This is a genomic window from Acidovorax sp. DMC1, from assembly GCF_056314325.1.
In genome coordinates, this window is record NZ_JBQUYO010000002.1 from 119,652 (window position 1) to 133,635 (window position 13,984).

General features: G+C 66.7%; 14 protein-coding genes. 3 read left to right on the forward strand and 11 right to left on the reverse strand.

Features of this window, described 5'->3' with window-relative positions:
* The first annotated feature begins 34 nt into the window (after positions 1 to 34).
* On the forward strand, positions 35 to 718 hold the full coding sequence (gene modB, locus ACT531_RS04995) for a molybdate ABC transporter permease subunit (protein ID WP_476016701.1): 684 nt from the start codon (positions 35 to 37) through the stop codon (positions 716 to 718).
* Positions 715 to 1,803, forward strand: coding sequence for a molybdenum ABC transporter ATP-binding protein (modC, locus tag ACT531_RS05000; protein WP_476016702.1), 1,089 nt, complete (start codon positions 715 to 717; stop codon positions 1,801 to 1,803). Before modB ends, modC begins: the two co-directional genes overlap by 4 nt.
* Positions 1,804 to 1,844: 41 nt before the next feature.
* Here modC and ACT531_RS05005 read toward each other — a convergent pair whose 3' ends face one another.
* From ACT531_RS05005 to ACT531_RS05040, 8 genes are all read right to left on the reverse strand, one after another.
* Positions 1,845 to 3,467, reverse strand: a complete 1,623-nt coding sequence (locus ACT531_RS05005) for a PAS domain-containing protein (protein ID WP_476016703.1) — start codon at positions 3,465 to 3,467, stop codon at positions 1,845 to 1,847.
* A gap of 298 nt (positions 3,468 to 3,765) precedes the next feature.
* The gene (locus ACT531_RS05010) at positions 3,766 to 5,883 is read right to left on the reverse strand and encodes a TonB-dependent receptor domain-containing protein (RefSeq protein WP_476016993.1); all 2,118 of its coding nucleotides are present in this window, start codon (positions 5,881 to 5,883) and stop codon (positions 3,766 to 3,768) included.
* Positions 5,884 to 6,367: 484 nt separating this feature from the next.
* Positions 6,368 to 6,829, reverse strand: coding sequence for a hypothetical protein (locus tag ACT531_RS05015; protein ID WP_476016704.1), 462 nt, complete (start codon positions 6,827 to 6,829; stop codon positions 6,368 to 6,370).
* A 65-nt stretch (positions 6,830 to 6,894) separates the two neighbouring features.
* Entirely contained in the window at positions 6,895 to 7,524 is a 630-nt protein-coding gene (locus ACT531_RS05020) for a DUF3299 domain-containing protein (protein ID WP_476016705.1), read from the reverse strand.
* Positions 7,525 to 7,566: 42 nt separating this feature from the next.
* On the reverse strand, positions 7,567 to 7,818 hold the full coding sequence (locus ACT531_RS05025; RefSeq protein WP_295938803.1) for a hypothetical protein: 252 nt from the start codon (positions 7,816 to 7,818) through the stop codon (positions 7,567 to 7,569).
* Between the two features lie 65 nt (positions 7,819 to 7,883).
* On the reverse strand, positions 7,884 to 9,122 hold the full coding sequence (locus ACT531_RS05030; RefSeq protein ID WP_476016706.1) for an ABC transporter permease: 1,239 nt from the start codon (positions 9,120 to 9,122) through the stop codon (positions 7,884 to 7,886).
* On the reverse strand, positions 9,119 to 9,802 hold the full coding sequence (locus ACT531_RS05035; RefSeq protein WP_476016707.1) for an ABC transporter ATP-binding protein: 684 nt from the start codon (positions 9,800 to 9,802) through the stop codon (positions 9,119 to 9,121). Before ACT531_RS05035 ends, ACT531_RS05030 begins: the two co-directional genes overlap by 4 nt.
* Positions 9,799 to 10,224, reverse strand: a complete 426-nt coding sequence (locus ACT531_RS05040; protein WP_440596055.1) for a Fur family transcriptional regulator — start codon at positions 10,222 to 10,224, stop codon at positions 9,799 to 9,801. Before ACT531_RS05040 ends, ACT531_RS05035 begins: the two co-directional genes overlap by 4 nt.
* Before the next feature lie 292 nt (positions 10,225 to 10,516).
* Between ACT531_RS05040 and ACT531_RS05045 the strand changes: the two genes are divergently transcribed.
* Positions 10,517 to 11,086: a hypothetical protein gene (locus tag ACT531_RS05045; protein ID WP_476016708.1), complete on the forward strand. Its 570-nt coding sequence runs from the start codon at positions 10,517 to 10,519 to the stop codon at positions 11,084 to 11,086.
* Here the strand turns inward: ACT531_RS05045 and msrA are convergent.
* From msrA to ACT531_RS05060, 3 genes are all read right to left on the reverse strand, one after another.
* Positions 11,052 to 11,594 (reverse strand): peptide-methionine (S)-S-oxide reductase MsrA, encoded by a 543-nt coding sequence (msrA, locus tag ACT531_RS05050; protein ID WP_291442993.1) that lies wholly within the window; start codon positions 11,592 to 11,594, stop codon positions 11,052 to 11,054. The two genes, ACT531_RS05045 and msrA, sit on opposite strands and share 35 nt — an antisense overlap.
* A gap of 105 nt (positions 11,595 to 11,699) precedes the next feature.
* Positions 11,700 to 12,563 carry an isocitrate lyase/PEP mutase family protein gene (locus ACT531_RS05055; protein WP_476016709.1) on the reverse strand — a complete coding sequence of 288 codons (864 nt, stop codon included), beginning with the start codon at positions 12,561 to 12,563 and terminating at the stop codon, positions 11,700 to 11,702.
* Positions 12,564 to 12,567: 4 nt separating this feature from the next.
* Positions 12,568 to 13,980, reverse strand: a complete 1,413-nt coding sequence (locus ACT531_RS05060) for an FAD-dependent oxidoreductase (RefSeq protein WP_476016710.1) — start codon at positions 13,978 to 13,980, stop codon at positions 12,568 to 12,570.
* Positions 13,981 to 13,984: the final 4 nt, after the last annotated feature.

Here is a 13,984-nt window from a genome sequence, read left to right on the forward strand (position 1 = left end):
TCACACATCCTCTCTGTCACCGTCTTTTTCCTCCATGCCCCTGGGCCCTGAAGCACTGCAAGCCGTTTGGCTGACCCTGCAGCTCGCCACCCTCACCACCCTCGTGCTGCTGCTGATCGCCACGCCGCTGGCCTGGTGGCTGTCGCAAACGCAGTCTTGGTGGAAGGGGCCGGTGGGCGCCTTCGTGACCCTGCCGCTGGTGTTGCCGCCTTCGGTGCTCGGTTTTTACCTGCTGGTGGCCATGGGGCCGGCCGGGCCGCTGGGGCAGTTCACGCAGGCCATGGGCTGGGGCCTGCTGTCGTTCACTTTTACCGGGTTGATGATTGGCTCGGTGGTGTTTTCGATGCCATTTGCGGTGCAGCCGCTGCAGCACGCTTTCGAGTCCATGGGCCGCCGCCCGATGGAGGTGGCCGCCACCCTGCGGGCCAGCCCGCTGGATGCGTTTTTCACGGTGGCCTTGCCGCAGGCCCGCACCGGCCTGCTCACCGCAGCCATCCTGAGTTTTGCCCACACGGTGGGCGAGTTTGGCGTGGTGCTGATGATCGGCGGCAACATCCCGGGCAAGACACGGGTGGTCTCCACCCAGATCTACGGCCATGTGGAGGCCATGGAATACGCCCAGGCGCACTGGCTGGCGGGCGGCATGGTGCTGTTCTCGTTCGTGGTGCTGCTGTGCCTGGCGCTGCTCAAGAACCGTGGCTCGCGGGTGCTGCCATGAGTGCGCCCGGCGACCTGCGCATCCGGCTCGCGCTGCCGCGTGCCGACTTTGAACTGGACGTGGACCTACATCTGCCCGGCAGCGGCATCACGGTGCTGTTCGGCGCATCGGGCTCGGGCAAGACCAGCGTTCTGCGGTGTGTGGCGGGGCTGGAGCGCGCACGCCCTGGCCTGGTGGCCGTGGCCGGCGAGGTGTGGCAAGACGATGCCGCCCAGGTGTTTTGGCCCACACACCAGCGGGCGCTGGGTTATGTGTTCCAGGAGGCCAGCCTATTCGAGCACCTCAACGTGCTGGGCAACCTGCGGTATGGCCTCAAGCGCGCCCGGTCTGCGCAGGCGGAGGCCACGCTGCAGGCTGCCATCGAGCTGCTGGGCATTGGCCGCCTGCTGCAGCGCCGGCCGGGTCAGCTCTCGGGCGGCGAGCGCCAGCGGGTGGCCATTGCCCGCGCCCTGGCAACCTCGCCCCGCCTGCTGCTGCTGGACGAACCCATGGCCGCGCTTGACCTGGCGCGGCGCCAGGAGATCATGCCCTGGCTGGAGCGCCTGCGCAATGAGCTGCACATCCCCATGCTGTATGTCACGCACTCCGCCGACGAACTGGCGCGGCTGGCCGACCACCTGGTAGTGCTGGACGGAGGCCAGGTAACGGCCGCCGGGCCGGTGGACCAGGTGCTGTCGTCCGTGCAACTGCCGGTGGTGCTCGGCGACGACGCGGGCGCGCTGCTGCGCGGCCAGGTGCTGGAGCGGGACACTACCTGGCACCTGGCGCGCGTGGGCTTTGCGGGTGGCGCCATGTGGCTGCGCGACAGCGGCCTACCCGTAGGCCAGCCAGTGCGGCTGCGAGTGCTGGCCCGCGACGTGAGCCTGACGGTGCAGGAGCCCATGCAGACCAGCATCCAGAACCACCTGCCCTGTGTGATCGACTCCATAGCACCCGACGCACACCCTTCGCAAGCGCTGGTGCGGCTGCGCTGTGGCGAGTCATTTTTGCTGGCGCGGGTCACCCACCGGTCCTTGCACGCGCTGGGCGTGGCGCCCGGCAGCGCGGTGTGGGCCCAGGTCAAATCGGTGGCGATTGTTCCCTGATCCAGCCACTAACCGCCGCAACCACGCCTGGATACGGCGCCTTACTGAAACACGCACACTCCGAGTGACTGACTTTTGGCCCGGTACATGGCAGTGTCTGCCGCGCGCAGGTAGTCGTCCACCGTCGCCAGCCTGGACGCGCTGCTGACCAACCCGATACTCGCGCCGCTGATCACAGTATGTTCGCCAATCACATAGGGCGCAGCAAGCGCGACGGCAATCTGCTGGGCGCGTTGGCTGGCTTCAGCGGGGTCAATGGACTCCAACAGCACATTGAACTCGTCGCCGCTCATGCGGGCGACCAGATCCACCGACCGCACGCAGGATTCGAGCCTCCGCGCCACCTGTTGCAAGAGCTGGTCGCCTACATGGTGTCCGTAGCAGTCATTGACCGCCTTGAACCCGTTGAGGTCCAGCAGCAGCACAGCGAACATGGTGGCCCCACCGCGCGTGGGCACTCCATCCCCGTTCGCCCCGTCGCCCTGGTGCAGCGTAATCAGTTGCGCAAGGCGGTCGCGGAACAATGGCCGACCAGGCAAGTTGGTCAGCGCATCGTAGGAGCTGCCACGCTCGGCCAGATCGCTCAACGAGCCCGCCATGCGCACCGCAACGCCGTCTTCGAACTCGGCGAGCCCGCGCCAATTGACCCATACCAGCCGCCCCGCTCCGTGGAACGCGCGGAAGTCCACCGAAAATTTCGCGCTGTTTCCGGACAGGTGCCTGCTGTAGGCCTCTTGCACACGAGCGCGATCCTCGCGGTCGATGAGTTGCTCCAGAAAGCGCCAGCCGCCCTCATACACATGATCGCGGCTACCCAGCCCGACGATCTGGAGAAAGCGCCCCGACACGTGCAGGGTGTCCGTGCGCAAGTCCCAATACCAGATGCCGTCATTGGAGCCGCGCGTCGCCAGCGAATAGCGGTTTTCGGAGCGCACTAAATCGATTTCGGTGTTCTTCTGCTGGGTGACGTCGATCATCAGGCCGATCATGCGGTTCGGCCGACCCGGCTCGACCACCGCGCGGCACAGGTCACGCACCCACACGACCTTGCCCGACTTGGCAATCAGCCGGTAGCTCATCTCGTAGGCATGGCTGTGCGTGGCGTTGTAAGCGGCATCGTCGATGCGCAGGGCCTCCTCCAGATCATCGGGATGCACATGCGCCCGCCAGAAGCCCGGGTCGGCCCGCCACTCCTCGACGGAGTAGCCAAACAAGCGTTCGACCTGCGGGCTCAGAAAGGTGTTGCCCACGCCGATTTCAGCCTCCCACACCACACCGTCAATGGTTTCCAGCAAGCGCAGAAAGCGCTGGCGCACCTCCACCAGCACCTGCTCGGTGACCTCGGTGATCTCGATCAGGACACCCTGGCGGCTGATCACCCGCTCTGCCGCATCCGTCTCGGGGTGGAACTGCAGACGCACCCAGCGGTAGTCCCCGTCGGCAAAGCGCAGGCGGAACACCGGCATGCCTGAGCGCATGGTGCCAATGTCATCGGGATGCACGAACTCCAGCAAAGACCGCCCGAGGGCCGCCTCAACCGAATGCCCGGTGAGCTTGTGCCACGCCGGGTTCAGATACGTGATCTCCCACAGCGCATCGGTCTGCACCACCGCCTCAGGGAGCAGTTGCAAAAGGTTTGCGGACGGCGCGGGAGTGGTGGGCATGCAGGGGTATCGCAAAACAGGTCAGAGACATGCAGGGCCGCGATGAACAAGTCCTTCACGTGTCGCGCAGCCGACTTGGGGCGGCCTGCCGGGCAGTCAATCCCGTTCCAGCATCGGGCGTGCGCGATCACGGGGACTCAGGCAACGGCGCCTTCACGAATCGAAAAATCAACCATGTGAACCAAGTATGGCATGCATCCAAGTCCTCCCTGGTCTGGCTGGTTAGGAGCCTGGAGGTTCGCGAGCCAGCAACGCCCTCCCCCGCGCTGGCTCACGCACGTCACGACGGCATCAACCGTCAGAACGCCACCTTCACCCCCAGCGTGATGTTGCGGCCCATCAGCGGCGCAGCGGTCTTGATGAACGAGGTGTGTGCATAGGCCAGGCGGTCCGTCAGGTTGTTGGCCTTCAGGTACACCTGCCAGGGCGTGCCGCTGCTGAACTGGCCGTTGTAGCTTACGCCAAGGTTCAGCATGCCGTAGCCGGGCGTGGCGGTTTCAAAGTCGGCCACGCGGTTCTGGCGGGCCACCTGCACCCATTCAACCTGCCCTTCCCACGCCTGCCAGTTGGCATCTAGGCGGATACCTGCGCGAGTGGCCGGGATGCGCGGCAGCAGGCCACCGCCGTCCAGCTTGGCGCGCACGGTGTCGCCAAACAGCGTGATGCCCAGATTGCGCGTGAGGCGCTGGCGCACCTGGCCTTCGATGCCGGTGAAGGTGGCGTCGGCTTGGCTGTATTGCAGCAGCTGTAAGCCGTCCAGTTCATCCAGGGTGCGGCCATAGATGTAGTTGTTGATGCGGTTGCGGAACACGCTCACGCCAAAGGTGGTGTCGCCACTGGTCTTCTTCAGGCTCACATCGATGTTCTGCGAGATTTCGGAGCGCAGGTCGGCATTGCCGCGTTCGTAGGTGCTGGTGGCCATGTGCAGGCCTTGGGCGTACAGCTCTTCGGCCGACGGGGCACGGCTGGCGCGGGTGAACGAGGTGCCCACCTGGTAGCCGGGCGTGAACTTCCACACCGCGCCCAGCGATGCCGACGTGCCGTTGTGGCTGCGCTCGATGCCGCTGGTCTGGGCTTCGGCCGTCTGGCGGTCGTGGCGCAGGGCGGCTTCAAAGCGCCAGTCGTTCCAGCGGTACTCCTCCAGCACGAAGAGGCCTGTCTTGCGGGTCACGGTGGGCTGCACATAGGCCTCCTCGCCCTCGGCGCTGAACTTGCGCTGCGAGGTCTGCAGGCCGATCACGCCCTTGAAGCCGCCGATGGGCTCGTGTTGCAGCTCCACGCGTGTGTCGTAGGCCTTGTTCTTGAAGGTCGTGCTGATGGCGCCGTCTTCGACTTCGTCGTGTTTGTAGTCGGTAACGCCCGCGCGCAGCCGCAGTGCCGAGAAGCCGGCAAACGGGTTGCGCAGCTCGCCCCGTACGTCAATGCGTTCGCTGCGCAGGTCGACCACCGGCACATCGCCGGCCGCTGCGTCATGGTCGTGGTCATGGCCGTCAGCTTCGTCGTCCGCGTGGGCGCCGCAGTGCAGGTGGTCGCCATGGGTGTGGCAGCCGTCAAAGCTGTGGTTGTGGCCAGGCAGGCCGTATTTGGCGGTCTGGCGGGTGTAGGCCGCCCCCAGGTAGCCCTGGTCGCCCACCCACGACAGGCCCACGCTGCCGGTGTCCGTGCGGTTGAAGCTGCCCAGCACCTTGCTGCCGCCCGACCAGCCTTTGCCCACGCGGTAGTCGCCTGCGTCCCGCGCCACGCCTTCCACATGCACAGCCAAGTTGCCTGCACCGCCGGTCAGTGAGAAGGCCCCGGCACCTTCGCCCGCCCCCGAATTGGCGCGCAGCTCGGCACTGCCTTCGTAGCCCTTTTGCGGAATGGCGGTGGGCACCTTGCCGTCCAGCACGTTGACCACGCCGCCCACGGCGCCGTTGCCATAGACCAGGGCCGAAGGGCCGCGCAGCACCTCGATCTGCGTGGCGAGCAGCGGCTCGGACACTACCGCGTGGTCGGGACTGATGGTGGAGGCGTCGTGCAGCTCGGCGCCATCGCTCAGCACCTTGACGCGCGGGCCGTCCATGCCGCGGATGATGGGGCGGCTGGCACCGGCGCCAAAGTGGCTGCTGGTGATGCCGGGCTCGCTGTTCAGCGTTTCGCCCAGCGTGGCCTCGCGCCGGCGCACCAGTTCATCGCCTTCCAGCACGGTGGCGGGGGTGGTCATGTCGCTGGCGCCCAATTGCAGGCCGCTGGCCGACACGGTGACAGCGGGCAGGCTGGGTGCGGCGTCCGCCGCGGCAGCGGGCACGGGCGCAGTCTGCGCCTGGGTGGCAACGCTGGTGCCCGACAGCGCCAGCAGGGTTGCAAGGGCCACGGGGTGGAGGGCCGGACGGGCGCGGCGAGAAACAAAGCGGTGGGTAGAAAACGTGTGGGTCATGGTGGTGGCCTGCAACAAGGCATGCGCGGCGCTGGCGGTGCCAACGCGCCTGCGCATGCCGACCCGCGCCCTGGGCGCGAGTTGATGAATAAAAACCGCTGCAAGCGCCAGTGAAATATGCGCAAGCAGCTATGAAAACAGGAGTAATGATGGGCGCACCGTGGTGCGGCCGCTGGCAGCCGCCAGCCAAGCCTGCGTATTGCGGCCTGCAGACCGCGCCTCACGCCGCTCGCCAGCAGGCACAACACCGCCGCGTTGCCCTGCAAGGCACACAGCGGATACGCCGTCTGAGAAGGTGGGGCTAAGGACCCTCTGCACAAGTCAGCGCGCCGTGTGCATCAGCGGGCTCGGGCGGTCTGCCGCGTTGCAAATACTCGCAATAGCTACGGCTATTGCTGCGTTTTGCGCCTTGCAGCCCTTCCCGATCCGCTGCGCCCACTTGCCGCTTGATTCGTGCAGAGGGTCCCTAGAGGTGCGCTGCGCGTCAGGCGACCGGCGGGCCGCGCGCGTGGAACAGCGCAATGTGGGGTGTGCTCGCTCGCCCCGCCGCGTGTATGGCGGGCGGCAGTGGCGCATCGGCCGCGGGCAGCGCCAGCGGGGCAGCATGCAATGCGTCGCCCAGCGCCAGCTGGTCGAGCAACAGGCAGTCCACCGGCGCGTGGTGGGCCAGCAGATACGGAAGCCACAGACTGTGGCCCGGTGCGGCAGCGGGCTGCGCAGTGGGGGCCGGGTCCCACGCCGGCTGTCCGGGCAGCGACGACGGCGCGGCCAGCAGACCGGCATGGGCCTGGTCCAGCGCTCCCCCGTGCACCACCTGGTGCAGCCGCCCCAGCGTGGGCACGACCACCAGGGCCAGCAGCAGCCACGCCAACGCCACGCGCCGCACCACCGCACTGCGCAGCGCGGCGGACGGCAGGTACTGGGGGCGAAGAAGCGCGCGGGTCACGTCAGGAACGAAAGGGAAAAGGATTGCGGCAGAGGCTGTAGCGCTGCAGCGCTAAAAGCCGTGGATTATTTCACCGGCACCGCGTCCACCACGCGGTAGTACAGGCCATATTGATCATTAGGGAGCACGGTGAACTTGCCTTCCACCACCACGGGCTCCAGCGAATAGCGCACGGGCGTCTTGGCCTTGATTTCGACCATGCTCTCGGGCCCGCCCGGCGTGCAGAACGAGCAGGTCAGCGGCACGGAGGTGAGGATGAAGTGCGTCTGCGTCGGCTTGGCATCCAGCGGCACCATGAAGCCCTGGATGCGCTGCGTGGTCTTGTCCATGCCCTTCTGGGCGTCGTTGAACACGGGCAGGATGCCGTCCTTGGTGGTCTTCTTGCTCAAATCGGTCAGCACCGACCAGGGCACCACGTCGTTGCGCTGGGGCAGCGGGGCAATCGGGCTGTTGGGGCTGTGATACCCCGCACCCGACCCGGCTGGCACGGCAGTGCCCGCACCCGCAGGCAGGGGCGACGACAGCACCGGTGCTGCGGCCGCGCCTTCTTTGGCGCGCTCAAAAGCGCCCGGCGCGGGCTTGGTGGCACCGCCTTGCTGCGCATGTGCACCGCCTGCCACTGCCAACGCGGCGGCAATACAAGCCAGGCGAGCCATCTGGACGGTGACGGGCAAGGGGTTCAAGGTGCGGGGCATGGCGGGGACTCCGGGCGAACAAGCTTCAAGACAAACAGGCGATCAGTGCGCATGCTTCATGCCGCAGTATTTTCCGATGGCCAGGTTCCGGCATGCCGCCTGCAAATCTTTCTGGCACTGGTCGTGGCCCTTGCCGGATTCCAGGCACTTCGCAGCCGCCTCGTGCGCGGCCGCCATCGCACGGTGGCGGGCGATGTCTTCCTGGGTGTCCTTGTCGTTGTGGGCTTGGGCGTGGGCCAGCGCACCAACGAGGAGCATGGGGGCCAGGGCAAGCGCGGAGATCAGTTGCTTCATGGTGGGTCCTTCCAGGTGATTCAGAGAATTGGGTTAAACAAAAACGGGGGTGTTCAACGGGACGGTCATGGCTGGCTGAGCAAGTCGGCCACATCGGTCCGGTAGGCCTGCATCGCCGGCAGCAGCGCCGCCACCGCCGCCACGCCTGCGGCCAACAGCGGCACACCGGCTTCGGCGGACAGCCAGATCCAGCCCGTCACCGGCAGCAACCCTTGCGCCTGCAAAGCCCAGCCCAAGGCCTGCGCCAGGCCGTGGCCCAGCAGCAGCCCCAGCATGGACGCGAGCGCGGCCAGCCACTGCGCCTCCCACAGCACCAGCCCGGCCACGCGGCCCGGGGGTGCGCCCAGCATGCGCAGCATGGCCAGGTCAGCGCGGCGCTCGCGCACGGCATTCCACAAGGCGATGAACACACTGAGAGCTGCCACGGCCAGCAGCACGCCGCCAAAGGCCCGCAACACGTCGGCGCCCACGCCCAGCAGGCGCAGCAGGCGCGTGACCTCGATGGCAGGCGCCGCCGCCTGCATTGAGGTGCCGCCGTTGATCAGGCGCGGCAGCGTGATGGCCGCCATGGGCGTGCGATAGTGCACCAGCGCCACAGTCACCTCGCGCTCTTCCTTCAGAATTTCCAGGTCTTCGGCATCGTTGGCCGTGGCGGTCTCGTGCACCATCCAGACGGATTCGGTGCTGGTCAGGATCAGCCGGTCCAGCACACAGCCGCAGGGCGCGAGCACGCCGCTCACGCGATAGGGGTGGTCGCCGTGCGCATGCCCTCCTCCATCCAGGCCATGGCTGCCGATGAAGGTGGCGCCGACCAGCGGCGCACCTGCGTGGCTGGCCTTGACAATGCCGCGCGCCACGCTGGCGCCCAGCACCGCGTCCATGGGCTGCTGCCACAGCGCGCCTTCGGCCAGCGTGGCCGCGTAGTGCGTGATGTAGTCCGGCGTGGTGCCCACGATGCGGAAGCCCCGGTAGCTGTCACCCAGGCTGAGCGGGATGACCTGCGCCACCAGCGGGTTCTTCTGCAGCGTCTGCACCTCTTGCAGCGGGATGTTGCCCGTGGGCACGTCGATGTGGAACACGCCCGCCAGGATCAGCTGCAGAGGGCTTCCCTTGGCGCCCACCACCAGGTCGATGCCGCTCAGGTCGCGCTCGAACGCCTTGTCGAGCTGCGTGGCCACCAGCAGCACCAGCGTGATGGCGGCCAGGCCCAGCGTGAGCACCAGCAGGTTGAGCACGGCCGCCAGCGGGCGGGACCAGAGGTAGTGCCAGGACAGGCGGGCGAGCTTGAATACTCCTGAATTCATAGCTGCTCAGGCATATTCAACCGGCGCTCTGGGCCGATTTCATTCAAATCGAGGGTCTGGACACCTGCCAGGGCAGACACCGCACGCTGGTCATGCGTGGCTATCACCAGGCTGGCGTCACAGGCCGTAGCACTCTGCTGCAGCAACGCCAGCGCATCCGTAGCCGCCTCGTCGTCCAGGCTGGCCGTGGGCTCATCGGCCAGCAGCACCTGCGGCGCCAGAAGGACGGCCCGCGCCAGCGCCACGCGCTGCGCCTGCCCGCCGGAGAGCTGGTGCGGCTTGCGGGCGGCCAGCTCGGCCACCCCCACTTGGGTGAGTGCACGGTGAATGGCCGCATCGTCACGCGGCAGCCCGGCCGCAAAGTACGCCAGCGCCAGGTTGTCCGCCACGGTGAGTGCGCTGCTGAGGTACAGCTTTTGCGGCAGAAAGCCGATGTTGCACGCGCGCCAGGCATCGATCTCGGCCCCCCGCTGCGTGCCCAGCTGGGTGCCCGCCACAAACAGGTCGCCCCCGCTGGCACCGCGCAGCCCCGCCATCAGCGCCAGCCAGGTCGATTTGCCGGTGCCCGAGCGCCCCCGCAGCAGCAGCGTGCCGCCCTGGCGCAGATCCACATCCGGAAAGCGCAGTGGCGCTGCGCCCACCGTGGCATAGGTGTAGGAGAGTCCCCGGGTGCGGATCATGCGGCAGCGCCCTCTGCCGGGTGCGCGCAGTCGGCACAGCGCCCGTGCACTGCAATGTCCACCGCCAAGCTCTCGTGTCCTGCGGTGGCCAGCGCCCGCAGCACCTGCTTGAGGGCGGTCTGCACCTTGGCCGAACCCTGTGACAGGCGGAACTGGCGGTGGCAGTCGTCGCATTCAAAACGTGGGGCGGCGCCCTCCTCCCCTTGCGGCGCCAGCGCATACCGCGTCACGCGGGCGGCATCGACTTGCTTGTGCAGCAGGCCGGCGGCGGCAAAACGATCGAGCATGCGGTAGACCGTGACCTTGTTGACCGCAACGCCCGCTGCAGCTAAGGCCGCTTCAACCTCGGGCTCTGACAGGGCTGCGTCCGGCCGGGCTTCGTACACTGCCGCCAACGCCCGCGTGGCGCGGGTGGCGCGCATGCCGGGGGGAAGAGGCCACTGCGGACTATGCGGGGACGAGGGTGGTAAAGCCGGGGCGGGCATGAAAGTGCGGTAGGTACCGTAGTGGGCTAGGGAAAGGTCAATAACGCAATCGGTTTGCATTATGCCTTCTTCACTCCGCCTTCTTGGCTTCAACCTCGTTACCCGAAAGATGCGACACCTTCTTGCCATGGAGGATGGCTATAGTGCGTGGCGCCTTGTCGTTCACCGCCGGCAGGCAGGCCTGCTCTTTGCCACCTGAATCGCGCGCCCCTCCGCCCAAAATATCTCGATGAAATCTCCTCTGCTCTACGAATATGTTCAAGACTGGCGATTCCATAGTCGGCGGTTTCGCGAAGGCGGTGGACTGCGCCACCTAGCCGTCCAAGGGCGCAGATACTATGCCCGGGAATGGGCCATCGCAGTGACCCTCTTCTGCGTGGCTCTGGTGGCGCTCAGGTACCAGCGCTGGCTGCTTCTGATTGCGCTATTGATCGCGCTGGCATGGCGAATACGACCTTTTTTCGCTCAGTTTGGTCTTCTGGACAGGGCGCTGTGGGGCTTGCGCCCATCGTTTCGCAGCCATGCGCCGCAGCCCGTTCGGCTTGAGATTTCCGAGGAAGGGCTGCGCGAATCCGATTCAGGGGTAGAGTCGTTTGCCCCTTGGACCTCTGTGCGTTCCTATCGGCTGGGAAAGCAATTCGTAGAAATAGAGTTGTCAAACAATCTCTATGCCTACGTGCCCAGCCAGAGGCTCTCGCCCGCGTCTTCAAGCTGGGCCGATCTGGTAACCATGTTGGAGCAACGGGGTATCCCCCGATCCGGACTCACCCCTTCAAGTACCGTGCAAACGTCTTCCTGAACTTCTCCACCTTCGGCCCCACCACAAACGCGCAGTACCCCGCGTTGGGGTGGTTGGCAAAGTAGTTCTGGTGGTAGGCCTCGGCCGTGCTGTAGTTCGAGAGCGGCTTCACCTCGGTGGTGATGGGCGCACCAAACAGCTTGTCTTGCGACATCTGGCGGATCATGGCGTTGGCGATCTCGCCGTGCTCGGGGTTGTCGTAGTAGATGCCGCTGCGGTACTGCGTGCCCACATCATTGCCCTGGCGGTTGAGCGTGGTCGGGTCGTGGGTGTGGAAGAAGATTTCCAGGATCTCTTCCAGGCTGATCTCATCGGCATCGAAGGTCAGGCGCACCACCTCGGCATGGCCGGTGTCGCCCTGGCAGATCTGCTCGTACGTGGGGTTGATGGTGTGGCCGTTGGTGTAGCCGCTTTCCACATCGGTGATGCCGCGCACGCGGTCGAACACGGCTTCGGTGCACCAGAAGCAGCCGCCGCCCAGGGTGATGGTTTGTGGGTTGTGGGCCATGTGGGAGATCTCCATGCAGTTCGGGGGAAAAACGTTCACGGCATGGTACGCGCCCTCACCCGCCGCAGTGCGGGCGGGGGCATTGGCCTTTACCCCTTGGGGGGGCTACTCGTACTGGCGACCCTGTGCCATCAGTTCGGGCGTGCCGATCAGCGCATTCAGGCCGTCAAAGTCCATCATCCGGTCCTTGAAGGGCGCTGTGGTCTGGTGCGTTTGCAGGCTGGCGTAGTAGCCCTGCAGCGTGTGCGCCACCGCGCGGGCGGTGCCGCCGGGGAAGATCACGATGCGAAAGCCGCGCTGCTGCAGCTCGGCCGCGCCCTGGATCGGTGTCTTGCCGCCTTCGACCATGTTGGCCAGCAGCGGGATGCGGTGGGCAAAGCGCTGGCAGGCGACGTCCATCTGCTCGGGGGTGCGCAGGGCCTCGATGAACAGCGCGTCCACACCACATTCCAGGTACGCCTCGGCGCGGTCAAATGCGGCGTCGATGCCCTCCACGGCCAGCGCGTCGGTGCGGGCCAGGATCAGCGTGTGGGCGCTGCGGCGCGCGTCCAGCGCAGCGTGGAGTTTGCCGCACATCTCGCCCACCGGCACCACCGACTTGCCGTCCAGGTGGCCGCAGCGCTTGGGAAAACCTTGGTCCTCGATCTGCACCATGGCGGCGCCCGCACGCTCAAAGCCGCGCACGGTGCGCTGGGTGTTGAGTGCGTTGCCAAAGCCGGTGTCGGCATCGACGATGACCGGCGTGTTTACGCGCTCGGTGATGCGTGCCAGGGTGTCTTCCACCTCGGTGTAGGTGGTCAGGCCCACGTCGGAGCGGCCCAGGCGCGTGTAGGCAATCGATGCGCCCGAGAGGTACAGCGCCTCGAAGCCCGCCTGTTCGGCCACCAGGGCGCTCAGGGCGTCATAGACGCCGGGGGCCAGGATGGCGCGGGGTTCATGGAGGCGTTTTTTGAACGATGAAGGGGTCATGTCTTCAAACTTTCTGACGGTTCAGCCCGGCCGCCGTGTTCGCAGCGATGTAGCCCCCGGCCACGGCGCTGAGCAGGCCGTTGCCGGAGAGATAACCCCACACCGCATCGCCCGACACGCCACGGGCCGCACCGCCTGCGGCCAAAAGATTGGGAAATGGCTGGCCGGTCTGCCCCAGCACACGGCACTGGGCGTCGATGTCCAGCCCGCCCTGGGTATGGAACAGCGCGCCGGTCACCTTGACGGCGCAGAACGGTGCCTGAAGTGGACGAGCGAATACGCGGCGGTTGTGATCGTTTTGGTCGCTAGCGCTAGTGGTGCTTACCAGAGTAGCTATCAATTTTGATTCTTCACAGCCAATGGTGGCCGCCAACGCCTGCACGCTGTCGCAGTGCTTGACCGCACCTGCCGCCTCAGCATCCACAAAGTCCGGAAAGCCCCGGGCCAGCGCGAGGATGGGCGCATCGAACACATTCCACGCCACGCCGCCCGGTTGCGCCAGCACATGCACCGACGCCTCGGAGTAGCCCTGCGTCTCGTCGTGAAAGCGCTCGCCCAGCGCATTGACCTGGATGCCGCCTTCCATCATCAGCGCCCATGAAATCAGCGCGCCCTGTGGAATGGCCCAGGAGCCGTGGCCTTGGTAGCCGCCCAGGTCGGCCAGCCGTGCGCCCAGCGCCTGGCCCCAGGCGATGGCGCTACCGTCGTTGCCGGTGTGGCCGGCGAACAGGGCGTCGCCCATTTCTGGCAGCAGCTCGCGCACCATGGACGGGTTGCCACCAAAGCCGTTGCAGGCCAGGATGAGTGCGTCGCAGGCCAGGTGCTCCAGGGTGCCATCAGGCCGCTCGTAGCCCACGCCGATCACGCGCTGCTGGGCATTGACCCACAGCTCGCGCACCGTGGCTTCGGTGATGAGGGGAATGTCCACCGCCGTCACCGCGTTGGCCAGGCGGCCCATCAGGCCCACGCCGGTTTTCTCGGGCGTGGCGTGCATGCGGCGCACGCTGTGGCCGGGGTACAAAAATCCATCGAGCACCTGCCACTGCAGGCCATGGCGCGCTTGCAGTGCATCGAGCGCCGGGCCGATGGCCTGAGCATAGGCCTGCACCAAATGGGGCGCTGCCCTGCCCTTGGCCTTGGCGCTGATGTCGGCGGCAAACCGCTCCGGGCTGTCATCAATGCCCGCCGCGCGCTGCGCCTGCGTGCCGGGCGCGGGGATAAAGCCGGATGAGAGGGCCGAAGAGCCCAGCGGGGTGGCATCGCGCTCCAGCACCGCGCAGTCCACACCGGCGTCGTGCAGCATCAGCGCCGCCGTGAGGCCACAGGCGCCGCCGCCCACGATGAGCACGGGCACATGTGCGTCCTGCGCCACGGTGCCGGGTAGGTGCTCGGCATGGCAGATGCGGGGGGTGCTCATGGGC